General features: G+C 68.1%; 29 protein-coding genes. 12 read left to right on the top strand and 17 right to left on the bottom strand.

All coding sequences use genetic code 11. From position 1 onward, the window contains the following. Nucleotides 1-3 precede the first annotated feature (3 nt). The gene (locus BLQ28_RS07645) at nucleotides 4-1,206 is read right to left on the bottom strand and encodes a M20 aminoacylase family protein (protein WP_093238136.1); all 1,203 of its coding nucleotides are present in this window, start codon (nucleotides 1,204-1,206) and stop codon (nucleotides 4-6) included. 135 nt (nucleotides 1,207-1,341) lie between these two features. Between BLQ28_RS07645 and BLQ28_RS07640 the strand changes: the two genes are divergently transcribed. Beyond that, nucleotides 1,342-1,932: a TMEM175 family protein gene (locus BLQ28_RS07640; protein WP_176801044.1), complete on the top strand. Its 591-nt coding sequence runs from the start codon at nucleotides 1,342-1,344 to the stop codon at nucleotides 1,930-1,932. A 13-nt stretch (nucleotides 1,933-1,945) separates the two neighbouring features. Here BLQ28_RS07640 and BLQ28_RS07635 read toward each other — a convergent pair whose 3' ends face one another. The 7 genes from BLQ28_RS07635 to BLQ28_RS07605 all read right to left on the bottom strand — a co-directional run bounded on the left by BLQ28_RS07635 (nucleotide 1,946) and on the right by BLQ28_RS07605 (nucleotide 7,021). Beyond that, the gene (locus BLQ28_RS07635) at nucleotides 1,946-2,431 is read right to left on the bottom strand and encodes a hypothetical protein (RefSeq protein ID WP_093238134.1); all 486 of its coding nucleotides are present in this window, start codon (nucleotides 2,429-2,431) and stop codon (nucleotides 1,946-1,948) included. A gap of 98 nt (nucleotides 2,432-2,529) precedes the next feature. Then, nucleotides 2,530-3,324, bottom strand: a complete 795-nt coding sequence (locus BLQ28_RS07630; RefSeq protein ID WP_093238133.1) for a phytanoyl-CoA dioxygenase family protein — start codon at nucleotides 3,322-3,324, stop codon at nucleotides 2,530-2,532. 31 nt (nucleotides 3,325-3,355) lie between these two features. Beyond that, nucleotides 3,356-4,051 carry a YceH family protein gene (locus BLQ28_RS07625; RefSeq protein WP_093238131.1) on the bottom strand — a complete coding sequence of 232 codons (696 nt, stop codon included), beginning with the start codon at nucleotides 4,049-4,051 and terminating at the stop codon, nucleotides 3,356-3,358. 57 nt (nucleotides 4,052-4,108) lie between these two features. Further along, nucleotides 4,109-4,810, bottom strand: coding sequence for a phosphodiester glycosidase family protein (locus tag BLQ28_RS07620; RefSeq protein ID WP_093238130.1), 702 nt, complete (start codon nucleotides 4,808-4,810; stop codon nucleotides 4,109-4,111). A 41-nt stretch (nucleotides 4,811-4,851) separates the two neighbouring features. Further along, entirely contained in the window at nucleotides 4,852-5,883 is a 1,032-nt protein-coding gene (locus BLQ28_RS07615) for an isocitrate/isopropylmalate dehydrogenase family protein (protein ID WP_093238128.1), read from the bottom strand. Between the two features lie 113 nt (nucleotides 5,884-5,996). Continuing rightward, nucleotides 5,997-6,350 carry a DUF4180 domain-containing protein gene (locus BLQ28_RS07610; RefSeq protein ID WP_093238127.1) on the bottom strand — a complete coding sequence of 118 codons (354 nt, stop codon included), beginning with the start codon at nucleotides 6,348-6,350 and terminating at the stop codon, nucleotides 5,997-5,999. Next, complete coding sequence (locus tag BLQ28_RS07605; protein WP_256327211.1) at nucleotides 6,347-7,021, bottom strand: LbetaH domain-containing protein; 675 nt, start codon at nucleotides 7,019-7,021, stop codon at nucleotides 6,347-6,349. The genes BLQ28_RS07610 and BLQ28_RS07605 overlap by 4 nt, the downstream gene beginning before the upstream one ends. A 92-nt stretch (nucleotides 7,022-7,113) precedes the next feature. On the opposite strand from BLQ28_RS07605, the gene metG reads away from it, so the two are divergent. Both metG and BLQ28_RS07595 read left to right on the top strand, forming a co-directional pair. Further along, a complete protein-coding gene (gene metG, locus BLQ28_RS07600) occupies nucleotides 7,114-9,213 on the top strand; it encodes a methionine--tRNA ligase (RefSeq protein ID WP_093238125.1) in 2,100 nt (699 codons plus the stop codon). Between the two features lie 10 nt (nucleotides 9,214-9,223). After that, a complete protein-coding gene (locus BLQ28_RS07595) occupies nucleotides 9,224-9,436 on the top strand; it encodes a hypothetical protein (RefSeq protein WP_256327210.1) in 213 nt (70 codons plus the stop codon). Nucleotides 9,437-9,474: 38 nt separating this feature from the next. Here the strand turns inward: BLQ28_RS07595 and BLQ28_RS07590 are convergent, their stop codons facing one another. Then, a complete protein-coding gene (locus BLQ28_RS07590) occupies nucleotides 9,475-11,193 on the bottom strand; it encodes an enoyl-CoA hydratase-related protein (RefSeq protein ID WP_093238124.1) in 1,719 nt (572 codons plus the stop codon). A gap of 146 nt (nucleotides 11,194-11,339) precedes the next feature. Here BLQ28_RS07590 and BLQ28_RS07585 point away from each other — a divergent pair, with 146 nt between their 5' ends. Beyond that, nucleotides 11,340-12,980 (top strand): SulP family inorganic anion transporter, encoded by a 1,641-nt coding sequence (locus BLQ28_RS07585; RefSeq protein ID WP_093239373.1) that lies wholly within the window; start codon nucleotides 11,340-11,342, stop codon nucleotides 12,978-12,980. Between the two features lie 10 nt (nucleotides 12,981-12,990). Here BLQ28_RS07585 and BLQ28_RS07580 read toward each other — a convergent pair whose 3' ends face one another. Beyond that, entirely contained in the window at nucleotides 12,991-13,749 is a 759-nt protein-coding gene (locus BLQ28_RS07580; protein ID WP_176801043.1) for a helix-turn-helix transcriptional regulator, read from the bottom strand. A 140-nt stretch (nucleotides 13,750-13,889) separates the two neighbouring features. Between BLQ28_RS07580 and BLQ28_RS07575 the strand changes: the two genes are divergently transcribed. Next, the gene (locus BLQ28_RS07575) at nucleotides 13,890-15,326 is read left to right on the top strand and encodes an amidase (RefSeq protein ID WP_093238121.1); all 1,437 of its coding nucleotides are present in this window, start codon (nucleotides 13,890-13,892) and stop codon (nucleotides 15,324-15,326) included. Between the two features lie 9 nt (nucleotides 15,327-15,335). Here the strand turns inward: BLQ28_RS07575 and BLQ28_RS07570 are convergent, their stop codons facing one another. Further along, on the bottom strand, nucleotides 15,336-15,812 hold the full coding sequence (locus BLQ28_RS07570; protein ID WP_093238119.1) for an outer membrane protein assembly factor BamE: 477 nt from the start codon (nucleotides 15,810-15,812) through the stop codon (nucleotides 15,336-15,338). A gap of 69 nt (nucleotides 15,813-15,881) precedes the next feature. Here BLQ28_RS07570 and BLQ28_RS07565 point away from each other — a divergent pair, with 69 nt between their 5' ends. The 7 genes from BLQ28_RS07565 to BLQ28_RS07535 all read left to right on the top strand — a co-directional run bounded on the left by BLQ28_RS07565 (nucleotide 15,882) and on the right by BLQ28_RS07535 (nucleotide 21,448). Next, nucleotides 15,882-16,088, top strand: coding sequence for a DUF3460 family protein (locus BLQ28_RS07565; RefSeq protein WP_093238117.1), 207 nt, complete (start codon nucleotides 15,882-15,884; stop codon nucleotides 16,086-16,088). Between the two features lie 75 nt (nucleotides 16,089-16,163). Beyond that, on the top strand, nucleotides 16,164-17,000 hold the full coding sequence (locus BLQ28_RS07560) for a segregation and condensation protein A (protein WP_093238116.1): 837 nt from the start codon (nucleotides 16,164-16,166) through the stop codon (nucleotides 16,998-17,000). Between the two features lie 26 nt (nucleotides 17,001-17,026). After that, nucleotides 17,027-18,598, top strand: coding sequence for an L-aspartate oxidase (gene nadB, locus BLQ28_RS07555; protein ID WP_093238114.1), 1,572 nt, complete (start codon nucleotides 17,027-17,029; stop codon nucleotides 18,596-18,598). Nucleotides 18,599-18,669: 71 nt separating this feature from the next. Beyond that, entirely contained in the window at nucleotides 18,670-19,563 is an 894-nt protein-coding gene (gene panB, locus BLQ28_RS07550; RefSeq protein ID WP_093238113.1) for a 3-methyl-2-oxobutanoate hydroxymethyltransferase, read from the top strand. 9 nt (nucleotides 19,564-19,572) lie between these two features. Further along, nucleotides 19,573-20,415, top strand: coding sequence for a pantoate--beta-alanine ligase (panC, locus tag BLQ28_RS07545; protein WP_093238111.1), 843 nt, complete (start codon nucleotides 19,573-19,575; stop codon nucleotides 20,413-20,415). After that, nucleotides 20,412-21,050 (top strand): 7-carboxy-7-deazaguanine synthase, encoded by a 639-nt coding sequence (gene queE, locus BLQ28_RS07540; RefSeq protein WP_093238110.1) that lies wholly within the window; start codon nucleotides 20,412-20,414, stop codon nucleotides 21,048-21,050. The genes panC and queE overlap by 4 nt, the downstream gene beginning before the upstream one ends. Before the next feature lie 35 nt (nucleotides 21,051-21,085). After that, nucleotides 21,086-21,448: a 6-pyruvoyl trahydropterin synthase family protein gene (locus BLQ28_RS07535; protein WP_093238108.1), complete on the top strand. Its 363-nt coding sequence runs from the start codon at nucleotides 21,086-21,088 to the stop codon at nucleotides 21,446-21,448. Nucleotides 21,449-21,577: 129 nt separating this feature from the next. Here BLQ28_RS07535 and nadA read toward each other — a convergent pair whose 3' ends face one another. From nadA to BLQ28_RS07505, 6 genes are all read right to left on the bottom strand, one after another. Continuing rightward, nucleotides 21,578-22,699, bottom strand: coding sequence for a quinolinate synthase NadA (gene nadA / locus BLQ28_RS07530; RefSeq protein WP_093238107.1), 1,122 nt, complete (start codon nucleotides 22,697-22,699; stop codon nucleotides 21,578-21,580). Nucleotides 22,700-22,706: 7 nt separating this feature from the next. Next, nucleotides 22,707-23,585, bottom strand: coding sequence for a carboxylating nicotinate-nucleotide diphosphorylase (gene nadC / locus BLQ28_RS07525; RefSeq protein WP_093238105.1), 879 nt, complete (start codon nucleotides 23,583-23,585; stop codon nucleotides 22,707-22,709). A 27-nt stretch (nucleotides 23,586-23,612) separates the two neighbouring features. Beyond that, the gene (locus BLQ28_RS07520; protein ID WP_093238104.1) at nucleotides 23,613-24,656 is read right to left on the bottom strand and encodes an NAD(P)H-dependent glycerol-3-phosphate dehydrogenase; all 1,044 of its coding nucleotides are present in this window, start codon (nucleotides 24,654-24,656) and stop codon (nucleotides 23,613-23,615) included. Between the two features lie 25 nt (nucleotides 24,657-24,681). Beyond that, on the bottom strand, nucleotides 24,682-25,146 hold the full coding sequence (gene secB, locus BLQ28_RS07515) for a protein-export chaperone SecB (RefSeq protein WP_093238102.1): 465 nt from the start codon (nucleotides 25,144-25,146) through the stop codon (nucleotides 24,682-24,684). Nucleotides 25,147-25,273: 127 nt separating this feature from the next. Then, nucleotides 25,274-25,534 carry a glutaredoxin 3 gene (grxC, locus tag BLQ28_RS07510; protein WP_093238101.1) on the bottom strand — a complete coding sequence of 87 codons (261 nt, stop codon included), beginning with the start codon at nucleotides 25,532-25,534 and terminating at the stop codon, nucleotides 25,274-25,276. Between the two features lie 21 nt (nucleotides 25,535-25,555). Beyond that, a complete protein-coding gene (locus tag BLQ28_RS07505; protein WP_371126629.1) occupies nucleotides 25,556-25,939 on the bottom strand; it encodes a rhodanese-like domain-containing protein in 384 nt (127 codons plus the stop codon). Nucleotides 25,940-26,000: the final 61 nt, after the last annotated feature.

Here is a 26,000-nt window from a genome sequence, read left to right as displayed (position 1 = left end):
CCTTCAGCCCGCTGAACCCGCCTGCCCGTTCGCGCGCGCCGTGCCAAGACGCAGGCGCACGATTTCCGCGAAGTAGCGCGCGCCCGTCGCGAGCACCGCGTCGTTGAAGTCGTAGCTGCCGTTGTGCAGCGGCGTGCCGCCGGGCTCGCCTTCGGCCCCGTTGCCCAGGAACACGAAGGCGCCCGGCACGACCTTCAGGAACGCGCCGAAGTCTTCCGACGCCATCATCGGCATCACGTTCGCATCGACGTTCTGCGCGCCCACGATGGCCGTCGCGGCGGCCACCGCGGTCGGCACGCATTCGGCCCAGTTCACGGTGGGCTCGAACTCGTGGGTGTAACTGAACTCGCATTCGGCACCGTGCATGCGGCAGATGCCTTCGCTGATCTCGCGCATGCGCGTGGCCAGCATCTTCTGCACCTCGGGGTCGTAGCTGCGCGTGTCGCCCTTGATGACGACGTTCGACGGAATCGCGTTGCGAATGCCGTCGGTGATGAACTCCGTGCACGAAACCACCGCCTGCGCGCCGGGGTCGAGCGTGCGCGACACGATGGTCTGCAGCGCCAGCACGACCTGCGCGCCGATGACGATGGGGTCGATACCCATGTGCGGCCGCGCGGCATGCGTGCCCCGGCCCTTGATGTGGATGACGAAGTTGTCCTCGCTCGCCATCAGGCCGCCCACGCGCGTGGCGATCGTGCCCGCACGCAGGCCGGGCATGTTGTGCAGGCCATAGATCTCGTCAACAGGGAAGCGCTCGAACAGGCCATCGTCCATCATCGCCCTGGCGCCGCGGCCGTGCTCTTCGGCGGGCTGGAAGATGAAGCGGACGGTGCCGTCGAAATCACGGCGCTCGCGCAGCAGTTGCGCCGCGCCGAGGATGATCGTCATGTGGCCATCGTGGCCGCAGGCGTGCATCTTGCCGGGCGTGCCCGAGGCGTAGGCGCGGCCCGCGGCCACCTCGGTGATGTTGAGCGCGTCCATCTCGGCGCGCAGGCCGATCACGCCCTTGCCCTGGCCGACCTTGAGGTTGGCCACCAGCCCGGTACCGCCGATGCCCGTGTGCACTTCGAGCCCCAGCGCCTTCAGCACACCGATCACGAAGGCCGAGGTCTTCACCTCCTCGAAGCCGATCTCGGGCATGGCATGCAGTTGTCGCCGCCAGCCGGTGAGCTGGCCTCGCAAGGGTTCGTCAAGGAGTGTCATGGCGCCATGCTATTGACAATGCGGCGGTACGGGCGCGCAAAATCGCCCCCCGCAACGCAACGTTTTTGCGTGTGCCTACCCTCTTCCGACCGCCGGCCCGCATGTCGCGCCGGCAACGCCGAAAGCGCCACCGCGATGTACCCCAAGAACCGCCTCGACGCGCTCACCGACGGCATCTTCGCCGTGGGCATGACGATCCTCGTGCTGGACCTGCGCATTCCCGACGACGCGGCGGTGGGCGCTGACGAGATGTCGCTGCTGCGCGCCCTCTGGGCGCTGAGCCCGAAGTTCCTGCCGTACCTGCTGAGCTTCTATGTGCTGGGTGCGAGCTGGCTGTCGCTCATCAAGGCCCGCTCGCGTGGCGAAACGGTGGGCCACGGCTATGCCAAGTGGAGCCTCGTCTACCTGTTGCTGGTGACGCTGATTCCGTTCTCGACGGTGCTGATGGGGCGCTTTACCTCGCACATCGCGGCGACGGTGATCTATGCCGCCAACATCGGCGCGGTCGCGTTGACCGCGTTCCTGCTCATGTCGCTGCTGCCCGACCCGGTGCGCGATGCGCACTGGCTGGAACGGCGCGTGTCGCTGCTGGTGCTGCTTGCGTCCTGCCTGCTCACGATGGCGTTGAGCTTCGTGATTCCGGGGCGGGCGCTGTGGGCCTTCGCGCTCAATTTCGCGTCGGGACTGGTGGTACGGGTCTACCGGCGCTTCGCACCTGCGGGCTGAGCGCCCGCCAGGTTCAACGGCCTTGCGACGAAGAAGGGCCGGCGCCCGCCGGTATCAGCATCGAACGCAGCAGCAACGCCACCCCGCAGACGATGGGCGCCAGCGCCAGCAACCGGCCGGGCTCGAACGCCAGCCCCGCAGCCGTGCCGACCGCGCAGCCGATCTTGATCCAGGCCGGCACCGCGTCCCACCCGCGGCGATGCATGAAGGCGAACCCGGTCAGCGCGGCCCAGCCGAACAGTCCGCCGAACACCGAGAAGACCCAGCTCAGCAGGTAATAGACCGTGTCCATGTCACGGAACGCGAGCGCCGTGCCCAGGCCGAGCCACGTGTTGCGGTAGCCGTCGAACAGGAAGAACCCGGTGGCCGACGCGGCCCACCAGAACAGCGCGTAGAGGCTCGCAATGCCGGCCAATGCGGCCAGCCCCGCGAGCAGGCGCCGGGAGATGTCGTCGAAGGGCATGTGGTCGCGCCACGCCGCGATGTGTCCGTTGTCCATGGCCAGTGCTCCATTGATGGTGTCTGCAATGGGGTCCGACCTTAGGGACGGCGTGTGTGGTCAGCGTGAAGCCTGTGTGAAGTGCCACGCGCCGATGTTCATGTCTGTTGCTCGAGCGCCTGCCGGATCGCTGCTTCGACCGGGCTGCGCGCGGACGCCGCACGGCCCGGGTCGAACGACCCCGTGGGGAGCAGCGGCGGCTGCGCCATGAAGCGGGGCCGCGTGCCGCGATGCGGCTGGGCCGAATGCACGAGAAACGGGTGGCAGAGATAGACCGTGCCAGCGAGCCCCGTCGCCAACACCTCGGGCCGCCCGGCCGATTCGGCAAAACCGTTGCGCGCCAGCGTTCCCAGCGACAGGCCCTCCTCGCCGGCGGGCGCGAGCATTCGCGCAATGTCGAAGTGAGAGCCGGCGCGGATGCGCGTCGGCGCGTCGTCGTCACCCACATCCGAGAACAGGAACAGCATCAGCAGCGCCCGGCCTTTTGAATGGATGTTGGCCCTCCATGCCATGAAGTCGGGGTTCTCCAGCCCGAAGCTCACGTCGATGTGCCAGCCGGCATCGCCCGGGTCTTCGGCCGAGGGAAAGCGCACGGGAAAAGTCCCCATGCCGCGGCACGGCTGCCACCGCCCTGCCCCCACGAGCAGGTCGAAGGCCCGGTGCAGCAACGGCGTGTTGGCGGCGGCGACAAAGGGCGGCTGCGGATACATGCCCAGGCGCACGACCGGCTTTGTCCATGTCGACGGTTCGTGCGGGTCGCAGCCGGTGTCGCGCCAGAGGATCGCCCGGGCCTGATCGGCCAGTTCCCGAGGGAAAGCGTTGTCGATGCGCAGGAAGCCGTCGCGGATGAAGGCATCCGCATGCGCTTCATTCAGAACCACGTTGCCAGACATCGCTTATGCAAGGAACCTGAAGCGCAGCATTTCAGCCCGCTTCGGAAATCCCCAGCTCCGAACACACGCGCCCCAGCAACGCCTTCAGCGATGCCACTTCGGCTTCGAGCCGCGCCACGTTGGCTTTGAGCGCCGCCATCTCGCCGAGCGACACGTCATGCGCCGCATATCCCGCATAGGGTGCATCGGACGACGCACCCGTGGGCCCTGCAACCTCTTCCGCCGGCGCACCGCTGAGCAGGTGCGCCCAGCGGCTCTCGCGCGCGCCGGGCAATCGGGCCAGCTTCACCGCCAGCGCACCAGCCGGGCGCTCCGCCAGTTCGTTCAGGAAGCCTTCGACCGACGAGATGTCGGCGAAGTTGTGCATGCGGTCGCAGGCGATGCGCAGCTCGCCGGCCGTCTGCGGGCCGCGCAGCATCAGCACGGTGAGCAGGATGACCGACTGCGACGGGATGCGCAGCACGCGGTCGATGTTGTGCTCGTAGCGGAACGCGCGGCCGCCGCTGGTCTCGGCGACGAGGCTGTAGCCCTTCAGGCTGTCGATGGCGGCCTGCACCTGCGACTCGGTGAGTTCGAGCACGGGGTTGCGGCTGGTCTTCTGGTTGCAGCCCGACACCAGCGAATTGAGCGTGAGCGGATAGCTGTCGGGCACGGTGCGCTGCTTTTCCGCCAGCACGCCGAGGACGCGGGTTTCGAGAAGGGACAGGATGGGCAGCGGTGTGGACATGGCTCGACGACGATCGAAAGTGAAAACGCTAAAAGTGCAAAAGAAGGCTTGACGGGTTCAGGGCGACACCACGGCCAGTATCGGCCCCAGCTCGCGCACAAAATCGCTGCGGTGCAACGCGGGCGAATGCAGGGCCGAGACGGTGCCGTCCAGGTACAGGGCATCGCGGCAATGGAGCACGTCGCGAAAGTAGAGCGCGAACTCGTAAAAATTCACCGGCGTCTCGCTGATGACGAAGACCGCGGTATGGCCCAGGATGCCCACGCCATTGCGGATCTTGCGCGAATCCGACTTCGGGATGAGCGCCGGATGCAGCACGCCGTGGCGCAGCAGCAGCGGGCCCGATTGCGTGGCCAGCCGCACGCCTCTGGCCAGCGCCGGGTACTCCGACGACTCGACCACGCGCGGCCCCGCCTCCGAGACGAAGAACACACCGTTGGGCGTGAGGAAGAAATTGCCGGTGCCGCTGTCCAGGTTGAGCGGCGCCTCTTCGCGGCCATCGCGCACCAGCAGGCCGACGGGCGAAAAGTCGGCGTGGTACATGCCGGCGTTCATGGCAAAGCCGAGCTGCCGGTGCTGCGCCTTCAGCCAGGCATCGAGCCGGTCGAAGCGCTTGAACGCGACGCCGGCCTCGTCGTTCAGGAACAGCTCGAGCTTCTCGGTGCGAAGGTCGACCTTCACCACCGTGTAGCGCGGGTCCGCCGCGGCGGACGAGAGGCTCGCAAAGAGAACGGCCAGCGCGAGCAGCAGCTTTCTCATGAAGCGTGTGCGAGCCCCGCGCCTCTTCGTCTCTTCGCGTATCAGCCGCCGTTGATGCGGCTGACCAGCGCCTTGGTGAATGCCGCCGTGCCCGCCGTGCCGCCCAGGTCGCCGGTACGGACCTTGTCGATGTTCAGCGTTTCGTCGATGGCCGTGCGCAGGCGCGTGGCCAGCTCGGGCAGCTTGACATGATCGAGCATGAGCGCGGCGGCCAGCAGCAGCGCGGTGGGGTTGGCGATGCCCTTGCCGGCGATGTCGGGCGCCGAGCCGTGCACGGCCTCGAAGATCGCCGCGTCGGTGCCGATGTTGGCGCCGGGCGCCATGCCCAGGCCGCCGACCAGGCCTGCCACGAGGTCGGACAGGATGTCGCCGAACAGGTTGGTGGTGACCAGCATGTCGAACTGCCAGGGGTTGAGCACCAGCTTCATCGCGCAGGCGTCGATGATGACCGTGTCGAGCTCGAACTTGCCCTTGTACTTCTTCTCGTAGAGGTCCAGGCCGGTCTCCAGGAAGATGCCCGTGAGCGCCTTCATGATGTTGGCCTTGTGCACGATCGTGACCTTCTTGCGGCCCGTGGCCACGGCCGTCTCGAAGGCGTATTCGAGCAGGCGACGGCTGCCCTGGCGGGTGTTGATGCCGGTGGCCATGGCCACGGCGTGCGGGTCGCCATCGATGGGCACGTAGTGCTCGTGGCCGATGTAGAGGCCTTCGAGGTTTTCGCGCACGACCACGAGGTCGATCTTGTCGAAGCGGCCGCCCGGAATGATGGTGCGCGCGGGGCGCAGGTTGGCGTACAGCTGGAACTCTTCGCGCAGGCGCACGTTCGACGAGCGGTAGCCGCCACCCGATGGCGTTTCCAGCGGGCCCTTCAGGGCCAGGCGGGTGCGGCGGATGCTGTCGAGCGTGGCGGCGGGCAGCGGGTCACCCGCAGCGACCACGCCGCCAAGGCCGGCGATCTGCCGGTCCCACTCGAAGGGCGCCTTCAGCGCGTCGAGCGCGGCCAGGGTGGCGTCGACGATTTCAGGGCCGATGCCATCGCCTGGAATCAGGGTTGCGGGAATGGGGGTGGTCATGGAAGGGCGCCCTTGTCGTCAGATGGAGGAGGTGTCGCGGCCGGTCCGGCGCGAAGGCTGGAGAATAACGCCGGCCTCTGACGCTCAGCAGATGCCGCGACCACGCCAAAGGGTCATTCCTGCGCCAGCCAGGCCAGGGCTTCTTCGCGCGAAGAGAAGAAGCGGCAAAAGCGCCCACGCCGGGCTTCCCGCAGGTATTCGTCGAAGCGCTCGCCGTGGTCGGCGTCGGGTGGCAGCACAACGGCGGTCTGCAGCCGGTAGGTCTGCAGCTTTTCGAGAAATTCGCCCGCGAAGCGCGTGCGCAGCACGAAGAAGGCCGGCGGCAGCACGGCGGCATCGAGCAGCAGCCGGTCGGTGTCGTGTTCTATCGCCGCGCTCACGAGGTCCGTGGCCTCGCGCACATCCTGCAGCGGCGAAGTCCATTCGACGACGGTGACGGGTCCGAGTTGAAGAAGTGAGTGGTTCATGGTGCGATGTTGCCGGCCCGCGTCCCTTGCGCGTCTTGTTGTTCCTGATCGAGCAGCGTCGCGCGGCCCACGACATGCCCCGGCACCAGCAGCGCGCCGGGCGCAATGACCGCATTGGCGCCGACGCGCGCGCCGTCGCCCATCAGCGCGCCGAACTTCTCGCAGCCCGTGGGCTGCAGCGTGCCGCCCTTGCCGCTTCGCACCTGAATGATCTTGTCGGCCCGTTCGTTGCGGTGGTTGCAGACGATACTGCCGGCTTCGAGATTGACGCCGGCGCCCAGCACCGAATCGCCCACGAAGTTGAAATGCGCGAGCGCCGTGCCCTCGAACACGAAGGACGATTTCAGCTCGACGCCCGGCCCGATGCTGCAGCGCGTATCGACCCAGTTGCCGCCGCGCAGGTAGGCGCCCGAGGCCACGAAACAGCCGGCACCGAGGATCAACGGCCCCTTCAGCACGGCGCCGGGCTCGATGCGGGCGCTGCGGTGGATGGCGATGTCACCTTCGATGGCGTACTCATCGGCGGGCAGCGCAGCCAGCAATTCGCGCACGATCGCACCCGCCTGCGCGGGCAGTTCCCAGGGGAGGCAATGCCCCCAGCGCGCCAGCGGCGACGCGGCGAATCCGGCGATGTAGGCAGAAAGCTCGATGGCATGGGGCATGGAGGACATGGGGGCTGATGCTGCCACCAAACCCACGGACGAACGCGGCCACCTAAAATGCCCGGTTCTCCCGTCCGTCACTCCCGAAAGCGCCCTCCCCGATGTCCGCCCCGCGCAAGCTCTTCGTTACCACCGCCCTGCCGTATGCCAACGGCAAGTTCCATATCGGCCACATGATGGAATACATCCAGGCCGACATCTGGGTGCGGAACCAGCGAATGAATGGCGCCGACGTCAACTTCGTGTGCGCCGACGACGCGCACGGCGCGGCCATCACCATCGCGGCCGACAAGGCCGGCGTAACGCCGCAAGCCTTCGTGGCCGAGATCGCCGCGGGACGCAAGCCGTATCTGGACGGCTACTACATCTCGTTCGACAACTGGCACTCGACCGACGCGCCGGAAAACCACCAGCTCGCGCAGGACATCTACCGCGACCTGCGTGCCAACGGGCTCATCAGCACAAAGAGCGTCGAGCAGTTCTATGACCCTGAAAAGGGCATGTTCCTGGCCGACCGCTTCATCAAGGGCGAGTGCCCCAACTGCCACTCGAAGGACCAGTACGGCGACAACTGCGAGGTGTGCGGCGCCGTGTACGCGCCCACCGAGCTGATCAACCCCTACTCGGCCCTCTCGGGCGCCAAGCCCGAGCTGCGCAGCTCGGAGCACTTCTTCTTCAAGCTCTCGGACCCGCGCTGCGAGGCCTACCTGAAGGAATGGACCGCCGCACCCGGCCACGTGCAGTCCGAAGTGCAGAACAAGATCCGCGAATGGCTCTACAAAGACGACGAAGGCAAGGGCGGCCTGGGCGACTGGGACATCAGCCGCGACGCGCCCTACTTCGGCATCGAGATCCCCGATGCACCGGGCAAGTACTTCTACGTGTGGCTCGACGCGCCCGTGGGCTACCTCGCCTCGCTGAAGAACCTGCTGGACAAGCGCTGCATCGAGCTGGGCGGCGACGGCATCTCGTACACCGAGTACATGGCCGACCCCGACCTGGAGCAGGTGCACTTCATCGGCAAGGACATCATCACCTTCCACACGCTGTTCTGGCCCGCGATGCTGCATTTCAGCGGCCGCAAGGCGCCCGATGCCGTGTACGTGCACGGCCACCTGACGGTGAGCGGCGAGAAGATGAGCAAGAGCCGCGGCACCGGCATCGACCCGCTCAAGTACCTGTCGATCGGCCTCGACCCCGAATGGCTGCGCTACTACATCGCGGCCAAGCTCAATGGCCGCAACGAAGACATCGACTTCAACCCCGAGGACTTCGTCGCGCGCGTCAACAGCGACCTCGTGGGCAAGTACATCAACATCGCCAGCCGCGCGGCGGGCTTCATCGGCAAGCGCTTCGGCGGCCAATTGGGCGAGGTGTCGGCCGATGGCGACGCACTGCTGTTCGCGCTGCGCGACGCCTCGGCGCAACTGCATTCGCTGTACGACGGCCGCGACTACGCCCGCGCATTGCGCGAGGTGATGGCGCTGGCCGACAAGGTGAACGAATACGTCGACCAGAACAAGCCCTGGGAGCTGGCCAAGAAGGAAGGCGCCGAGGCACGCCTGCACGACGTGTGCACCGTATGCATCGAAGCCTTCCGCCTGCTCACGCTGTACCTGAAGCCGGTGCTGCCGGCGCTGGCGGTGAACGTCGAGGCCTTCCTGAAGATTTCGCCGCTGGCCTGGGCCGACGCCGCACAGTCGCTGCCGGCCGGCCATGCCATCGGCGAGTACAAGCACCTGATGCAGCGCGCCGATCCCAAGCAGGTCGACAAGCTGTTCGACGCGCCCGAACCGGTGGCGGCCACTGCTGCCGTGGAGGCTGCGGCAGATGCGTTGCCGGGCGGCGAAGCCATCGCGCCCACCATCACCATCGACGACTTCACGAAGATCGACCTGCGCATCGCGAAGATCGTGGCCTGCGAGAAGGTCGAAGGCTCGACCAAGCTGCTGCGCCTGACGCTCGATGCCGGTGAAGGAAAGACCCGCAACGTCTTCAGCGGCATCGCCTCGGCCTACCAGCCCGAGCAGCTCGTGGGCAAGCTCACGGTGCTGGTCGCGAACCTCGCGCCACGCAAGATGAAGTTCGGCGTCAGCGAAGGCATGGTGCTGGCCGCGAGCCATGGCGACGAAAAAGCCAACCCGGGCATCCACGTGCTCGAACCGTGGCCGGGCGCAACGCCGGGCATGCGGGTTCGCTGAGCATCACGCCATGCAACGCCGCTCGCTCCTGTCGATGGCCGCGATCCTGTCGCTCGCGGCGACCATGCTCGGCGGCTGCGCGGTGGTGACCGTCGCGACCACCGCCGTGGACGTGGGCGCCGGCGCGGTCGGGCTGGCGGCCGATGCGGCCATCGGCACCGCACGCATCACCGGCAAGGCCGTGGGCGCAGCCGCCGATGCGGTGATTCCCGACAGCCACTGAGCACAGGCCTGCCGGCCGGCAGGCCGTCGGTCAGTCGCTCATTCGCCGAAGTCCAATCCCAACCGGGCGACGTGCGGCGGCGTGTGCAGCGCCTTCTCCTTGCGCACGAACGCGGACCGCAGCGCGCGGTGCGGCTCGCTCGCATCGAAGAAATTGCGGCGCATGTGCGCCAGTTCTTCATCGCGGTACTGCTGCAGCGGCTTCACCGATTCGTCCTGCGCGCGTGCCGCCTTCTTGTTCTCGATGCGCGCGGCCAGGTCGGGCGAAGCGGCCAGTTGCGCGGCCAGCCGGGCGACTTCATCGCCCAGTTCTTCCGGTGCAGCCTGCAGCACGCGTTCGGCCATGCCGAGTTCGACGGCGCGCTTCGCGCTCACGGGCAGGGCCGACTGGGTGAGGCGCTGCGCCTCGCTTTCGCCCACGCGGCGCGGCAGCGTGTAGGTCCAGTATTCGGAGCCGTGCAGGCCCATCAGCGTGTAGTGCGGATTGAGCACGGCACCGTCGCGGCACCAGACCTCGTCGGCCGCCAGCGCGAGCATCACGCCGCCCGCCGCGGCATTGCCACCGAGCGCCGCCACGGTGAGCCGGTCGGTGGTGGTGAGCACCGCCTCGACCAGGTCGTTCATGGCGTGGATGTTGGCCCACGATTCCTCGGCCGGATCGTCGGCTGCCTCGATCACGTTGAGGTGGATGCCGTTGGAGAAGAAATCGCGCACGCCGCCCAGCACCAGCACCGAGGTCGGCCTTGTCTTCGCGAAGCGATAGGCCTCCAGCAGGCGCCGGCATTGCACGGTGCTCATCGCGCCGCCGGGGAAGGAGAAGTTCAGCACGCCGACCGCGCCGTTCTCGCTGTAGCGGATGTCGGTCCAGGTGCGCCGGCCGGCGGGCAACTGCAGGGGCACCGGCACTTCGGGCACCTCGAAGGGCAGCAGGTCGCCCAGCGCTTCGACGGCCGACAGCTTGTAGCTGGGCAGCGCCGAACCGGGCTCGCGCCACGGGCGCAGTTGAGGAATCCACACCGCGCCGTCGACAGTGGCACGGCAGATGGCGCCGGCGCGGCAGGCGATCAGTTCACCGGGCGCGCCGCGCAATTCGTCTTCGTGGTGGCCGCCGTGCAGGTACCACTTCTCGCCCAGCAACTCGTCGAGCACGCCGGGTTGCGAATCGGCCGCGCGCAACTGGCGCAGCACCGACTCGGTCGATTGGGTGGCCCAGTCGATGCGGCGCTCGGCCTGTTTCAGGAAGGGGCGCCAGCCGGCGGCGAGGTCGGCCGCCTTCTGCCGCTTGGGCTTGTACTTGCCGGAGGCGAAGCGCTCCACGGCAAGCAGCACGGCGTCGATGGCGGCATCGGCCACTTCGCCACGGTAGAGATCGCTCTTGCCCGCCATCGGCGGCACCTTCAGCGGCGACCAGGCCCACACGTCGCCCGCGTCCATCTCGGCGACGGCTTCGAGCACGGTCACGCCCCAGCTCTCGACGCCACCCTGCAGCGTCCAGTCGAGCGAGGAAGGGCCCCGGTCGCCCGGCGGGCCGGGATGCACGATCAGGCAGGTGTGGGCGGTCCAGATGTCCTCGGGGATGGCGGTGGTCAGCATCGGCGCCACGATGAGCCGGGGCGAGTGCCGGCGCACCGCCTCGCGCAGCGCATCGTCGTTGCCCAGGGCCAGTTCCACGCCGACCGTGTGACCGCGGTCCTGGAGTTCGGCCAGCACCCGTTGCGTCAGGCTGTTGAACGCGCTTGCGACAAGCAGGATGTGCATCGGGACGCCCTCGGTAATGTTGGTGTCTAAATGTCAATTAATGTGAAAAATGTATCTGTATCCACCCTTTCGGATAAGTCGGGCGAAAGTTCACATGAAGGGTTCCTGAGAGAGGCGCCGAGGTGCTCGGGCCACAATGGCCGCCCATGCAATCGCCGCTGAACATCACCCGCTTTCGCCCACGGCTGATGGACGCGCTCGCGGGTTACAACCGCGAACGCTTTTTCAAGGACCTGGGGGCGGGCGCCACGGTCGGCATCGTGGCGCTGCCGCTGGCGATGGCCTTTGCCATCGCGTCGGGGCTCAAGCCCGAGGCGGGCATCTGGACGGCGATCATCGCGGGCTTCCTGATCTCGCTGCTGGGCGGCTCGGCGGTGCAGATCGGCGGGCCGGCCGGCGCCTTCATCGTGATCATCTACGGCATCGTCGAGCGCTATGGCGTGGCGAACCTGCTGATCTCGACCGCCTGCGCGGGCGTGCTGCTGTTCGCATCGGGGCTGTTCGGGCTGGGGCGGCTGGTGCGCTTCGTGCCGCTGTCGATCGTGGTGGGTTTCACCAACGGCATCGCGGTGCTGATCCTGCTGTCGCAGCTCAAGGACCTGCTGGGGCTGTCGGTGGCGAAGATGCCGGCCGACGTGTTCTCGCAGCTGCACGCCATGGCGCTGCAGATCGGCACCTTCAACCCGTATGCCTTCGCACTCGGCGTGGCCTGCGTAGCCGGGTTGATGCTATGGCGGCGGCTGCCTCGCATGAAAGCCCCGTTTTTGCGGGCGCGCGTGGTGCAGATGGGCATGCGCGTGCCGGGCCCGATCGTCGCGCTGGTCACGCTCACGCTGGTGTCGTACGGCTTCGCGCTGCCGGTGGAAACCATCGGCACGCGCTTCGGCGGCATTCCCGAAGGCGCGCCGGCCTTTGCGCTGCCCGATTTTTCCTGGGAGACGGTCAAGCAGCTCGTGACGCCGACGCTGACCCTCGCGCTGCTCGGCGCCATCGAGTCGCTGCTGTGCGCGCGCGTGTCGGACCAGATCAGCGGCCAGCCGCGCCACGACCCGAACCAGGAGCTGATGGCACAGGGCATCGCGAACATCGTCACACCCTTCTTCGGCGGCATGCCGGCCACCAGCACCATCGCGCGCACCGTGACCAACATCCGCTCGGGCGGCAACTCGCCGATCGCGGGCATCGTGCATGCGCTCACGCTGCTGGTCGTGGTGTTGCTGGCGGCGCCGCTCGCGCGCCACGTGCCGCTGGCGGTGCTGGCCGGCATCCTGGTGTTCGTGGGGCTGAACATGGGCGAGTGGCGCGAGCTCACGCCGGGGCATCTGCGCCACTTCAGCCGGCACTACCGGCTGCTGATGCTGGGCACTTTCTTCCTGACCGTGGTGTTCGACCTGACGGTGGCGGTGCAGGCGGGCATCGTGCTGGCATGCGTGCTGTTCATCCGGCGCATGAGCGGCCTCTTCAGCGTCGAGCTGGTGACGCTGCAGCCGCCGGTGCTGACCTACCGCATCTACGGCGCGCTGTTCTTCGGTGCGGCCGCCAAGCTCGACGAGGCGGTGAATGCAGCCGAGCGCGCACCACGCGGCATGACGGTGGTGCTGGACGCCACGCACCTCATCTACCTCGACGCCACCGGCATCGACGCGCTGCGGCAGTTGCACCGGGCGGTGCTGGCACGCGACGGGCTGCTGCGCATCGAGTCGCTGCAGCCACAGCCGCGCGAGGTGATCGAGCGCTCGGGCTTTGCCGAGGAGCTGACCTCGGGCCGGCCGGCAACGACCTCCTAGACGGGGCTCGTCAGGCCTGCGCGGCATCGCCGCACACCAGCCGCGCCATCTGCACCTTGCTCGTGACGCCGAGCTTGGCGTACACCTGCCGCAGGTGGTGACGCACCGTCGCCGGGGAACTGTCGAGCCTGCGGGCCACCATCTTGTAGCTGTGGCCCTCGCCGAACAGGCGGGCCACCTCGGCCTCGCGACGGCTCAGCACCGCCAGGGCCGATACGCCGGGCGCCGGCGTCTCCCGCAGCCGCAGCGCCTGCGCCGAAACCAGGTGAGGCATCAGCAACTCCAGCAGCGCATGTTCGCGCGCGCCGAAGCTCGCGGCTTCGCGGCCGTACAGCGACAGGTGCGTCCACCACGGCGAATCGGGCGCATGCAGCATCACGCTGAGCACCCGGTCGAGGCGATGGTCCGAAGCGAAGGCGCGCAGCGCCCCCATCGGCGGCAACTCGTGCGACGCCATCGCCATGCCATGGCCCGGTCGTGCCATCACCGCGGCCACCATCGGATCGAGGTGGCGCACACGGCACCAGTCGGCCACGAAATCCGGCGCCAGCCCGCGGGTGTGGCTGTCTCGCGGCTCGAGCCGTCCGGCGGCGAACACCGAGCGGCCGAACCAGGCGGCGTCAAACGCAATGTGGCCGGCCAGCCAGTCCAGCAACCCGCCGGCGGCCGATGCCTCGGGCGCGGCGGCCCGTGGATACAGATCGAGCAGCAACGCGCCGAGCTGTGCGGCCGGAATGCACGACTCCGAAGAAGAACTGCTGTGCGCCATGCGGCGCGATCTTAGGGGCCGCCCGCTCGCGGGGATTGCGGAGATTCCCGCATCGTTCATCTGAACGACTGCCGTTGCCGGACACCCCACCCTACGCTGCACGGCGTTCCCACATCACACACGAACAGGACACCGTTGCCATGAACCTCGCCGACTACAGCCGCCTCGACGCCACCGGGCTGGCCGAATGCATCCGCCGCAAGGACATCAGCGCCGCCGAAGCGCAGCGGTGCGCGCGCCAGGCGGCGACCGCGCTCAACCCGCGCATCAACGCCATGGCCGAGCTTTTCGACGCCCCTCTGTCGCACGACGCACAGGGTCCGCTGGGCGGCGTGCCCTTCCTCATCAAGGACCTGGTGCTGCAGGCCGAGGGCGTGCGCTGCCAGGCCGGCAGCCGGCTGTTCGGCGACGGGCTGCCGGCTGCCGCAGACAGCGCGTTGATGGCGCGCTTTCGCCGCGCCGGCCTGGCCACGCTGGGGCGCACCTGGACCCCGGAGCTCGGCTTCAACGCCACCACCGAGAGCGCCCTCGGCGGCGCGACGCGCAACCCGTGGAACCTGGCGTACAGCGCGGGCGGCTCCAGTGGGGGCTCGGCCGCGGCGGTTGCCGCCGGCATCGTGCCCATGGCGCACGCCAACGACGGCGGCGGTTCGATCCGCGTGCCCGCCGCTGCCTGCGGCCTGATCGGGCTGAAGTCCAGCCGCGGCCGCATCAGCGCCGGCCCGGGCTACGGCCAGCCGCTGATGGGCCTGGGCATGGAGGGCGTGGTCTGCCGCACCGTGCGCGACGCCGCCGCCGCGCTCGACCTCATGCACGGCCCCGAGCTGGGCGATCCGTTCCTGACGGCCGCGCCCGCGCAGCCCTACGCACAGGCCATCCGGTCGGCGCCGCGCCGGCTGCGCATCGCGGTGAGCACGCAGTTCCCGGGCACGCAGCCGGCGGCGCAACCCTGCGTCGACGCGGTGGAGGCGACGGCACGCACGCTCGCCGGTCTCGGGCATGTCGTGGAATGGGCGACGCCGTCGTATGCGCACGAGGCCTTCTTCTCGGCCACGCGCACCTTCTGGTCTTCGTTGCTGGCGGCCGGCGTGGCGGGCGTGGCGCAGGCGCTGCAGATGCCGCTGGAGAAGGCGCTGGGCCAGGTGCAGGCCTGCACCCGCGCCACCGCCGAGCACGGGCTGCGCCTGAGCGCGCTCGACCTGGAACTGGCGCTCGCGCAGATGAATGCGGTCTCGCGCGAAGTGGCGCCCTTCTTCGCGCAGTACGACGTCCTGCTCACGCCGACGATGCGGACCCCGCCCGTGGCGCTGGGCTACCTCGACCAGGACGACCCTGCGCGCGATGCACAGGGTTACTTCGACCAACTGTTCGACTACGCGACCTTCACGCCGCTGGCCAACCTCACCGGCCAGCCGGCGATCTCGCTGCCCCTGGGGATGGCCGGGGACCTGCCGATCGGCGTGCAATGCATGGCGCCCATGGGCGACGAGGCCACACTGCTGCAGCTCGCCGCGCAGCTCGAGCAGGCCATGCCCTGGGCCACGCGGCGCCCGGCACTGCACGCGGCGGCGCTGTAGGCCCCGCGCTCAGGGCGCCTCGGTGCCGCGGTCGGGCGACGACCCGCTGCGCAGCACGCGCTGGTCGTCGTTCAGCGTGGCGGTGAACACCATCGGCGAATTCGGCGGCTGCACCCAGCGCCATTCCCATTCGGTCTCGCGCTTGAGCGCGTAAGGCGTGACCTTCGCGGGCTTGCCCAGCAGCTTGCGCAGGCTTTCCATCGGCATGCCGGGCTGCACCTTGGCGAAGTTCTCGGGCGTGAGCACCTGGCGCAGCGCGGCCATCTTGCCGTCGGCGCCGATGGTGATCATGTAGTTCTTCTGGCCCTGGGGCTGGCGGTTGTACTCGAAGATGCGACCGCTGTTCGGGGCGTCCCAGACGTTCTCGGGCTCGCCGAACCGGGCACGCACATCGGCCTCGGTCGACACGCCTTCCTCGAGCTCGCTGATGTTCTGGCGGTCGCAGCCCGCAAGGCCGATCACCCCCGCCAAAAGCCCCATTGCCATGCCGATCTGCCACAGTCGCCGTTGCCTCATGCCGTCCCCGGTAAAATTCGCGCCATAAAGGTCCAGTCTATGTCCATCTTCCGCCGCCCCCACTACTCTTCCGAGATCACCAATTTCATCGAGGAGATGAAAGAAAAGAAGCCGACGCTGGAAGCCGAACAGCGCGCCGGCCGCGCCCTGCTGTGGGACAAGCACCTCGACCGCAGCCTGCTCGAGGAATACAGCGAAGCCCGCGTGCCGCAGCAGCCGTACGTCTACCAGACCCAAGCCAAGTAATCCGGCAATGCCGAACCGGCATCTGACGCCCGCCCGCATTGCGCAAGTCGCTATTTAAATGATAGCGACCGCCCGATGATCGGAGACGAGGACAACGGCGCATTGGTGGTCGACATGCCCGATGTGGTCGACCAGGTCGCGCTCGCGAGGCTCTATGGCGAGCCGCTGTTCGCGATGCCGAAGGACCTGTACATCCCGCCCGAGGCGTTGCAGGTGTTCCTGGAGGCCTTCGAAGGCCCGCTCGACTTGCTGCTCTACCTGATCCGCAAGCAGAACTTCAACATCCTCGACATCCCGATGGCGGGGCTCACGCGCCAGTACCTGAGCTACGTCGACGAGATCCGCCAGACGAACCTCGAACTGGCGGCCGAGTACCTGCTGATGGCCGCGATGCTGATCGAGATCAAGTCGCGCATGCTGCTGCCGCCCAAGAAGGTGGCCGACGGCGAAGAAGCCGAAGACCCGCGCGCCGAACTCGTTCGCCGCCTGCTCGAATACGAGCAGACCAAGCTGCAGGCCGCCGCCATCAGCGCGATGCCGACCTATGGCCGCGACTTCTGGAAGGGGCAGGTCTACATCGAGCAGTCGCTCAAGCCGCGCTTTCCCGACGTGAACGTGATCGAGCTGCGCGACGCCTGGGCCGACATCATGAAGCGCGCCAAGCTCGTGCAGCACCACAAGATCTCGCGCGAAGAGCTCAACGTGCGCGAGCACATGAGCATCGTGCTGCGCCACCTGCAGGGGCAGCGCTTCGTGGAGTTCGAGAAGCTGTTCGATGTGTCGCGCGGCGCGCCGGTGCTGATCGTCACCTTCATCGCGATGCTCGAATTGGCCAAGGAAACGCTGATCGACATCACGCAGGCGGAAGCCTTCGCGCCGATCTACGTGCGGCTGGCGTACTCGCCGGCCTGACCACCCCAAATTCAGAGAATTCCGCCGTGCACGACTTCGACGTCCTCATCGTCGGCAGCGGCCTCGCCGGCCTCTCCGCCGCGCTGCACCTGGCCCCCACGCACCGCGTGGCGGTGTTGACCAAGCGCGCGCTGAACGACGGCTCCAGCGCCTGGGCGCAAGGCGGCATTGCCGCGGTGCTGGCGGCGGGCGACAGCTTCGACGCCCACGTCGAAGACACGCTGGTGGCCGGTGCGGGCCTGTGCGACCCCGAGGCCACGCGCTTCGTGGTCGAGCATGCGCCCGAAGCCATCGGCTGGCTGCGCGAGCTGGGGGTGCCGTTCTCGGAAGAAGGCGGCGGCCTGCACCTGACGCGCGAAGGCGGCCACAGCCAGCGCCGCATCGTGCACGTGACCGACGCCACCGGCGCCGCCGTGCAGCAGGTGCTGATCGAGCGCGTGCGCCGCACGCCGAACATCACGCTCTTCGAGCACCACACGCTGGTCGACCTCGTCACCGGCACCAAGCTCGGCCTTCATGACCCGGCCTGCCTGGGCCTCTACGCGCTGGACGACGCCACCGACGAGGTGCAGGCCTTCCGCGCGCCGCACACCATCCTGGCAACGGGCGGCGCGGGCAAGGTGTACCTGTACACCACCAACCCCGACACGGCCACCGGCGACGGCATTGCCGCGGCATGGCGCGCGGGCTGCCGGGTATCGAACATGGAGTTCATCCAGTTCCACCCGACCTGCCTGTACCACCCGCATGCCAAGTCCTTCCTGATCAGCGAGGCGGTGCGCGGCGAAGGCGGCCTGTTGAAGCTCCCCGATGGGACCCGCTTCATGCCGAAACACGACGAGCGCGCCGAACTCGCGCCGCGCGACGTGGTGGCGCGCGCCATCGACTTCGAGATGAAGAAGCACGGCCTCGATTGCGTGTACCTCGACATCTCGCACCAGCCCGCCGCGTTCCTGAAAGAGCACTTTCCCAACATCCTGGCGCGCTGCGCCGAGCTGGGCATCGACATCACGCGCGAGCCGATTCCCGTGGTGCCAGCCGCGCACTACACCTGCGGCGGCGTGCTCAGCGACCTTGCCGGCCGCACCGACGTGCCGGGCCTCTACGCCATCGGAGAAACCGCCTGCACCGGCCTGCATGGCGCCAACCGGCTGGCCAGCAATTCGCTGGTCGAGTGCATGGTGTTCGCACGCGCCGCCGCCGACGCCATCGCCGAAGCACCCGCACGTCGCACCGCCACGCTGCCCGCGTGGGACGACAGCCGCGTCACCGACGCCGACGAGTCCGTCGTCATCTCGCACAACTGGGACGAGCTGCGCCGCTTCATGTGGGACTACGTCGGCATCGTGCGCACCAACAAGCGGCTGGAGCGCGCGAGCCATCGCATCGCGCTGCTGCAGGCCGAGATCCAGGAGTTCTATGCGAACTTCCACGTCACGCGCGACCTGCTGGAGTTGCGCAACCTCGTGCAGGTGGCCGAACTGATCGTGCGCTCGGCCCAGGCACGCCACGAAAGCCGCGGGCTGCATTTCAGCCGCGACTACCCTTCGCTCGCCGAGCCCACCGCACCGACCGTCCTGGTGCCGCCGGCCGGCTGACGACCCACCCGCTTTCATCTTCTGTCACCAAGGATGCCCGGCCACCGACGCCCGCAGGGAGAAACCCAACCATGTCGACCACCACCCCAACCCCATCGGCCCAGACCGCCTCGCCCTACGGCACCCTGCCGCCGGCCTCGGCGCCCGCCTCGCGCAAGCCCGTGAGCCTGCCGCGCCTGGCCGACATGCATGCGCGCGGCGAGAAGATCGCGATGCTGACCGCCTACGACGCCACCTTCGCGGCCATGGCCGACGCGGCGGGCATCGACTGCCTGCTGGTCGGCGATTCGCTCGGCATGGTCTGCCAGGGCCTACACAGCACCGTGGGCGTGAGCCTGGACACCATGCGCTATCACACCGACAGCGTCTCGCGCGGCCTGCGCCGCGTGCAGGGCACAGCCTGGCTGATTGCCGACCTGCCCTTCGGCAGTTACCAGGAATCGCGCGAGCAGGCACTGCGCAGTGCCACGGTGCTGATGCAGGCCGGCGCGCACATGGTCAAGCTCGAAGGCGGCGGCTGGACCACCGAGACGGTTCGCTTCCTGGTCGAGCGCGGCATCCCGGTGTGCGCCCACCTGGGCCTGACGCCGCAGACGGTGCATGCGCTGGGCGGCTACCGCGTGCAGGGCAAGGGCGATGAAGCCGCGGCCCTGCTCAAGCAGCAGGCCCATGCGCTGCAGGACGCGGGCGCGACGATGCTGGTGCTCGAGATGGTGCCGGCCGCACTGGCCGCCGAACTCACGACCGAACTGGCGCACTGCGCCACCATCGGCATCGGTGCCGGCAAGGCCACCGCCGGCCAGGTGCTGGTGTTGCACGACATGCTGGGCATCAACCTCGGCCGCATGCCGAAGTTCGTGCGCAACTTCATGGCCGATTCCTCGAGCATCGCGCAGGCCCTGGCGGCCTACGTGCATGCGGTGAAGGACGGCAGCTTTCCCGACGATCAACTCCACGCCTGGTAAGGACTGTTCATGTACATCGCACACACCATCGCCGACCTGCGCAACCACCTGGCGGCCTTCAAGCGACCGGCCTTCGTGCCGACCATGGGCAACCTGCACGACGGCCACCTGGCGCTCGTGAAGCAGGCGAAACCGCTGGGCGACGTGACGGTGGCGAGCATCTTCGTCAACCGCCTGCAGTTTTTGCCGCACGAAGACTTCGACACCTATCCGCGCACCTGGGACAGCGACTGCGAGAAGCTGCGCGCCGCCGGCTGCGACGTGCTGTTCGCGCCCGACGAGAAAGCGCTCTACCCCGAGCCGCAGACCTGCAAGGTGCACCCCGATCCGGCGCTGGCCGACATCCTCGAAGGCCACTTCCGGCCCGGCTTCTTCATCGGCGTGTGCACGGTGGTGATGAAGCTCTTTCAGTGCGTGCAGCCGCGCGTGGCCGTGTTCGGCAAGAAGGACTACCAGCAGCTGATGATGATCCGCCACATGGTGCGGCAGTTCGCGCTGCCCATCGAGATTGTCGGCGGCGAGACCTTCCGCGCCGCCGACGGGCTGGCGCTGTCGTCGCGCAACGGCTACCTGAGCGAAGCCGAGCGCGCCGAGGCCGTGCAGCTGTCGAAGGCGCTGAAGGCGATGGCTGCGGCCGTGCAGGCCGGCGAGCGCGATTTGGCCGCGATCGAAGCGCGGGCAATGCAGGCGCTCGCGCAGCGCGGCTGGCAACCGGACTATCTTGTGCTGCGGCGCCGCTCGGACCTGCAGGCCCCGTCTGCCGGCGAACCGCTGGTGGCACTGGCCGCGGCACGGCTGGGCACCACGCGGCTGATCGACAACCTGGAGATCGAGGCCTTCGCAACGCCATGAGCTACAGCGTCAAGGAAATCTTCTACACCCTGCAAGGCGAAGGCGGCCAGGCCGGCATGCCGGCCGTGTTCTGCCGCTTTGCGGGCTGCAACCTCTGGAGCGGCCGCGAGGAAGACCGCGCCAGTGCCGTCTGCCGTTTCTGCGACACCGACTTCGTGGGCACCGACGGCACGCTGGGCGGCAAGTTCAAGACCGCCGACCTGCTCGCCGACACCATTGCCGCGCAATGGCCGGCTGGCGACGCCGATCATCGGCTGGTGGTGCTGACAGGCGGCGAGCCGCTGCTGCAGGTCGATGCGGCACTGGTCGATGCGCTGCATGCACGGCGCTTTCGCATCGCGGTCGAGAGCAACGGCACGGTGGTCGCGCCCGAGGGCATCGATTGGCTGTGCATCAGCCCCAAGGCCGGTGCGCCATGGGTGCAGCAGCGCGGGCAGGAGCTGAAGCTGGTGTGGCCGCAGACCGCGTTCGACCTCGACACGATGGCGCGCACCGGCGAGTTCACGCACCGCTTTTTGCAGCCGATGGACGGGCCCGACCGGGTCGCGAACACCGAGCTGTGCATTGCCGAATGCATGCGCCAGCCGGCATGGCGGCTCAGCGTGCAGACGCACAAGATCACCGGCATCCGCTGAGTGACAGCTTTTATTTTTGGGTTTCTTTTTTGACGATGCGCTTCACCATCAGCCAACGCTTTTTCTTCGACGCCGCTCACACGCTGAAGCGCGAGATCGAAGTCGAAGGCAGCCGCCGTATCCACGGCCATACGTACCACGCCGAAGTCTGGCTCGCGGGCGAGCGCGATCCGGTGACGGGGATGGTGATCGACCTGGGGTTGCTGCGTCGGCGGCTGGAGGAGGTGCGCGAGCAGCTCGACCATCACCTGCTGGACGATGTGGCGGGGCTGCATCCGCCGACGCTGGAGAACCTTTGCGTGTTCATTGCGGATGCGCTGCCAGATTTGCGGGCTTCGCTGGCGCGGGTGAAGGTCTGGCGCGAGGCGCTGGGCGATTCCTGCACCGTGGACTTCTAGGTTTTTCTTTCTCCCTCCCCCTTTGGGGGAGGGCCGGGGTGGGGGCACAGCGGCGTACCCATCGAGCGCTCTGCCTGCCCCCATCCCAACCTTCCCCCAGAGGGGGAAGGAGCAAGACAGAAGACAGGGTCAGGCCGCGCCGATACCGGCGACCAGGCTCCCGGGCGCCTGCCCGTTCTTCAGGCCTGCCGTGAACGCCAGCATCCGGTCGATCGGCACCCGTGCCCGCAGCCCCAGCGCCGGGTCGACATGAATCTCGCCCGCGCCCGTCTCCAGCGCATTCGCCAGTTCCACCAGTCCGTTCATCGCCATCCACGGGCAATGCGCGCAGCTCTTGCAGGTGCCGCCATTGCCGGCGGTGGGCGCTTCGATGAAAGTCTTGCCCGGGTTCAGCGTGCGCAGCTTGTGCAGCATCCCGGTGTCGGTAGCCACAATGAATTCGGTCGCGTCCATGCGCTGCGCCGCGTTCAGGATGGCCGAGGTCGAGCCGACGGCGTCCGCCAGCGCGATCACGTCGGATGGCGATTCGGGATGCACCAGCACCTTCGCCTTCGGGTGCTCCTTCATGAGCAACTCGAGTTCGAGCGCCTTGAACTCGTCATGCACGATGCAGGCGCCGTTCCAGCTGACCATGTCCGCGCCGGTCTGGCGCTGGATGTAGTCGCCCAGGTGGCGGTCGGGGCCCCAGAGGATCTTCTGGCCCGCCGCATGCAGCGCGTTCACCACGTCGAGTGCGCAGCTTGAAGTGACCAGCCAGTCGGCACGCGCCTTCACAGCCGCGCTGGTGTTGGCGTAGACCACCACGGTGCGGTCGGGATGCTGGTCGCAGAACGCGCTGAACTGCTCGACCGGGCAACCCAGGTCGAGCGAGCAATTGGCGTCCAGGTCGGGCATCAGCACGCGCTTTTCGGGCGAAAGGATCTTCGAGGTCTCGCCCATGAAGCGCACGCCCGACACCACCAGCGTCTGCGCGGCATGGTCGCGGCCGAAGCGCGCCATTTCAAGCGAGTCGCTCACGATGCCGCCGGTTTCCTCGGCCAGGTCCTGCAGGTCGGGGTGCACGTAGAAGTGCGACACCATCACCGCATTGCGCTCGCGCAGCAGGCGGCGAATGCGTTCCTTGAGCGCGATGCGTTCATCCGGCGACGGCTCGGGCGGCACGCGGGCCCAGGCATGGCGCGTGTCGCACACCGCGCCCTGCAGCGCCGTGGGCTGCTCGTAGTCGACATCGATGACGAGAGAGGACGCCATGCGGGGGTCAGCCTTCCTGGAAGCGCATCGAGAAATCGATGGCTTTCACATCCTTGGTCAACGCGCCGACCGAGATGCGATCAACGCCGGTCTCGGCCAGGGCGCGCAGGCCGTCGAGTGTCACGCCGCCCGAAATCTCCAGCACGGCCTTGCGGTCATTGCCCGCTTCGTCGTTGATGCGAACCGCCTCGCGCAGCGTGGGCAGGTCCATGTTGTCGAGCAGCACCATGCGTGCGCCGGCTTGCAGCGCTTCGCGCAGTTGGTCCAGCGTTTCGACCTCGACCTCGACGAAGGCCGCGCGTTCGGCCACTGGCGCCACCGCGCGCAGGGCTGCGGCCACGCCGCCGGCTGCGGCGATGTGGTTCTCTTTGATGAGCACCGCGTCGTAAAGGCCGATGCGGTGGTTCAGGCCGCCACCGGTACGCACCGCGTATTTCTGCGCCAGGCGCAGGCCCGGCAGGGTCTTGCGGGTGTCGACGATGCGGGCCCGGGTGCCCTTGACGGCATCGGCATACACGGCGGTCTTGGTGGCGACAGCGCTCAGCAACTGCAGGAAGTTGAGCGAGGTGCGCTCGGCCGTCAGCAGCGCGCGAGCAGCGCCTTCGATCTCCAGCACGGTCTGGTCGGCGGCGCAGCGCTCGCCTTCGCCGCACAACCAGGTGATGCGCGCCTGCGGATCGAGCTGCCGCAACGTGGCCTCGACCCAGGGTGCGCCGCACAGCACGGCGGATTCGCGCGCGAGCACGCGGGCGCGGGCGCGGCGGTCGGGGGCTACCAGCGAGGCGGTGAGGTCGCCGTCGGCGACGTCTTCCTGCAATGCACGCGTGGCATCGGCCAGGGCCAGCGCGGCCACGGCCGACGCAGAAAAATCAAAGCGAGGGCTCATGGCTCTTTTTTGTCTTCAGCAGTCTTGTCAGGGGGAATGGCGGGGGTTCGCCGCGGCTGCGCCGGGCTGGACCGATTCGGGCACCGGGTCGCGCCCGGTCAGCGCGGCCACGGCGTCCTTCGGGCTCACGCGGCCGTCCAGCAGCGCCACCACGCCTTCGGCAATGGGCATTTCGATGCCCAGGCCGCGAGCGCGTTGCACCACGGTGCGCGCGCAGTAAACGCCTTCGGCCACGTGGCCGAGCGAATCGACGGCCTGCGCCAGCGTGCGGCCCTGGGCCAGCAGCAGCCCGACCTTGCGGTTGCGCGACAGGTCGCCGGTGGAGGTGAGCACGAGGTCGCCGAGGCCCGAGAGGCCCATGAAGGTCTCGGCCCGCGCACCGAGCGCAAGGCCGAAGCGCGTCATTTCGGCCAAGCCGCGCGTGATGAGCGCCGCGCGGGCGTTGAGCCCCAGCGCCAGGCCGTCGCACAGGCCGGTGGCAATGGCGAGCACGTTCTTGACCGCGCCGCCGACCTCGACGCCCACGATGTCGTCGTTGGCGTAGACGCGCAGCGCCGGGCCGTGGAAGGCGTCGACCAGCGCGTCGCGCACCGCCGCATGCGGGCTGGCGGCCACCAGCGCGGTCGGCCGCCCTTCGGCGACCTCTTGCGCAAAGCTGGGGCCGCTGAGAACGCCCGCTCTTAAATCGGGAGCAACCTGCGCCCATATTTCGTGGGCGAGCAGGCCAAAGGATGTAGGGGATGTGTCGAGCGCGGGCTCGACGCCCTTGCACAGCCACGCCACCGGCGCGGTCGTGCCGCGCAGTGCGATAAGCTGTTCGCGCAGGGCGGCCATGGGCGTGGCCACGATGACGAGGTCGGCGCCGGCCTGCGCCTGACGGATGTCGCCCGCACGAACGGCGAGCGAGGCCGGCAGAGCCAGCCCCGGCAGGTAGCGGGTGTTTTCGCGCGCCTTCGAAATGACGTCGGCCTGGGCCGCATCGCGCGCCCAGAGCGTGACCTCGTGGCGAGCCGCCGCATTGACGGCGACTGCCGTGCCCCAGGCACCGGCGCCATGAACGCAGATCTTCATCGGCGTTGGCGGCGTTGTGCCCGGTTTACTGAGCCAGGGTCGGCGAGGCTTGGCCGGCGGCCTGTGCCTGCTGCTGCTCGTACATCGCCTGGAAGTTGATTTCGGCGAGGTGCACGGGCGGGAAGCCGCCGCGCTGGATCACGTCGGCGACGTTGCCGCGCAGGTACGGGTAGACGATCTGCGGGCAGGCGATGCCCAGGATCGCGCCCATCTGTTCTTCGGGCAGGTTGCGGATTTCAAAGATGCCGGCTTGCTTGGCTTCGACCAGGAACACGGTCTTCTCGCCGATCTTGGTCTGCACGGTGGCCGACACGGTGATCTCGAAGATGCCGTCGGTCACGGGCTGGGCGTCCACGCCGAGCTGGATGTCGACGGTGGGTTGTTCCTGCTCCAGCAGGATCGCGGGCGAATTGGGTTGTTCGAGCGACAGGTCCTTGAGGTAGACGCGCTGGATCTGGAAAACGGGATCTTGGGCTTGCTGGTCGGCCATGGCTGAACTTTCGAGGATCAAAACAATGCCCGCCGGGGAGAGGTTCCCGCAGCGGGCTGCAGATGAATGAGCAAGGGATTATCGCCCTACCGCCGGACCACTTTCGTGACGGCGGCCGCCCGGCATGTCAGGCGCCTTGAAGAAGGGGCACCAGACCGCCCCGGCCGTCGAGCGCCATCAGGTCGTCGCAGCCACCCACGTGGGTGTCGCCGATGAAGATCTGCGGCACCGTGCGGCGCTGGGTGATCTCCATCATGGTGTTGCGGGCCTGGGGGTCGGTGTCGATGCGGATCTCTTCGATCTGCTCGACGCCCTTGGACTTGAGGATTTGCTTCGCACGCGTGCAGTAGGGGCAAACGGCGGTGGTGTACATCTTGACTGCTTGCATACGCTGTATCTCGGGGAGGTTTCAGGCCTTTTCAACGGGCAGGTTAGCCTCTTTCCAGGCCTTGAGCCCGCCGGCCACGGCTTGAGCCTGCTCGTAACCCAGCTTCTTGGCCATGGCCACGCCGCGCTGGGCGCGGGCGCCGGTGGCGCAGACCAGCAGCAGCGGCACGGTCTTGTTCTTGACCGTGGCGACCAGCTTTTCTTCGAGCTGGTTCAGGGGGACGTTCTTCGCGCCGATCATGTGGCCGGTGGCGAATTCTTCCGGTTCGCGCACGTCGACCAGCACAGCGCGCTCGCGGTTGATGAGCTGCACGGCGCCCTGGGCCGTGAGCGTTCCGCCGCCCGCTCCCCGCACCAGCGGCCACGCCAGCATGGCACCCGAGCTGAGCGCGATCAGGATCAGCATCCAGTTCGCGGTGACGAATTCGATCAATTTCACGGGGGTTCCTTGAATGGCAAACCGGGGA

Origin of the sequence: Variovorax sp. EL159, from assembly GCF_900100965.1 — a bacterium.
Classification (GTDB): domain Bacteria; phylum Pseudomonadota; class Gammaproteobacteria; order Burkholderiales; family Burkholderiaceae_C; genus Variovorax.
Note: the sequence above shows the minus strand (reverse complement) of the source record. Positions and strands in the feature narration are given on the sequence as shown.

Coding starts and splice junctions, on each gene's coding strand:
- BLQ28_RS07575 (WP_093238121.1), top strand. CDS start 13,890: ATGAACCTCGCCGACTACAGCCGCCTCGACGCCACCGGGCTGGCCGAA.
- BLQ28_RS07570 (WP_093238119.1), bottom strand. CDS start 15,812: ATGGCAATGGGGCTTTTGGCGGGGGTGATCGGCCTTGCGGGCTGCGAC.
- BLQ28_RS07560 (WP_093238116.1), top strand. CDS start 16,164: ATGATCGGAGACGAGGACAACGGCGCATTGGTGGTCGACATGCCCGAT.
- BLQ28_RS07625 (WP_093238131.1), bottom strand. CDS start 4,051: ATGTCCACACCGCTGCCCATCCTGTCCCTTCTCGAAACCCGCGTCCTC.
- nadA (WP_093238107.1), bottom strand. CDS start 22,699: ATGGCGTCCTCTCTCGTCATCGATGTCGACTACGAGCAGCCCACGGCG.
- BLQ28_RS07640 (WP_176801044.1), top strand. CDS start 1,342: ATGTACCCCAAGAACCGCCTCGACGCGCTCACCGACGGCATCTTCGCC.
- secB (WP_093238102.1), bottom strand. CDS start 25,146: ATGGCCGACCAGCAAGCCCAAGATCCCGTTTTCCAGATCCAGCGCGTC.
- BLQ28_RS07520 (WP_093238104.1), bottom strand. CDS start 24,656: ATGAAGATCTGCGTTCATGGCGCCGGTGCCTGGGGCACGGCAGTCGCC.
- queE (WP_093238110.1), top strand. CDS start 20,412: ATGAGCTACAGCGTCAAGGAAATCTTCTACACCCTGCAAGGCGAAGGC.
- BLQ28_RS07595 (WP_256327210.1), top strand. CDS start 9,224: ATGCAACGCCGCTCGCTCCTGTCGATGGCCGCGATCCTGTCGCTCGCG.
- metG (WP_093238125.1), top strand. CDS start 7,114: ATGTCCGCCCCGCGCAAGCTCTTCGTTACCACCGCCCTGCCGTATGCC.
- BLQ28_RS07565 (WP_093238117.1), top strand. CDS start 15,882: ATGTCCATCTTCCGCCGCCCCCACTACTCTTCCGAGATCACCAATTTC.
- BLQ28_RS07590 (WP_093238124.1), bottom strand. CDS start 11,193: ATGCACATCCTGCTTGTCGCAAGCGCGTTCAACAGCCTGACGCAACGG.
- panC (WP_093238111.1), top strand. CDS start 19,573: ATGTACATCGCACACACCATCGCCGACCTGCGCAACCACCTGGCGGCC.
- BLQ28_RS07585 (WP_093239373.1), top strand. CDS start 11,340: ATGCAATCGCCGCTGAACATCACCCGCTTTCGCCCACGGCTGATGGAC.
- BLQ28_RS07610 (WP_093238127.1), bottom strand. CDS start 6,350: ATGAACCACTCACTTCTTCAACTCGGACCCGTCACCGTCGTCGAATGG.
- BLQ28_RS07620 (WP_093238130.1), bottom strand. CDS start 4,810: ATGAGAAAGCTGCTGCTCGCGCTGGCCGTTCTCTTTGCGAGCCTCTCG.
- nadC (WP_093238105.1), bottom strand. CDS start 23,585: ATGAGCCCTCGCTTTGATTTTTCTGCGTCGGCCGTGGCCGCGCTGGCC.
- BLQ28_RS07580 (WP_176801043.1), bottom strand. CDS start 13,749: ATGGCGCACAGCAGTTCTTCTTCGGAGTCGTGCATTCCGGCCGCACAG.
- BLQ28_RS07505 (WP_371126629.1), bottom strand. CDS start 25,939: ATGCTGATCCTGATCGCGCTCAGCTCGGGTGCCATGCTGGCGTGGCCG.
- grxC (WP_093238101.1), bottom strand. CDS start 25,534: ATGCAAGCAGTCAAGATGTACACCACCGCCGTTTGCCCCTACTGCACG.
- BLQ28_RS07535 (WP_093238108.1), top strand. CDS start 21,086: ATGCGCTTCACCATCAGCCAACGCTTTTTCTTCGACGCCGCTCACACG.
- panB (WP_093238113.1), top strand. CDS start 18,670: ATGTCGACCACCACCCCAACCCCATCGGCCCAGACCGCCTCGCCCTAC.
- BLQ28_RS07615 (WP_093238128.1), bottom strand. CDS start 5,883: ATGACCACCCCCATTCCCGCAACCCTGATTCCAGGCGATGGCATCGGC.
- BLQ28_RS07635 (WP_093238134.1), bottom strand. CDS start 2,431: ATGGACAACGGACACATCGCGGCGTGGCGCGACCACATGCCCTTCGAC.
- BLQ28_RS07605 (WP_256327211.1), bottom strand. CDS start 7,021: ATGTCCTCCATGCCCCATGCCATCGAGCTTTCTGCCTACATCGCCGGA.
- BLQ28_RS07630 (WP_093238133.1), bottom strand. CDS start 3,324: ATGTCTGGCAACGTGGTTCTGAATGAAGCGCATGCGGATGCCTTCATC.
- BLQ28_RS07645 (WP_093238136.1), bottom strand. CDS start 1,206: ATGACACTCCTTGACGAACCCTTGCGAGGCCAGCTCACCGGCTGGCGG.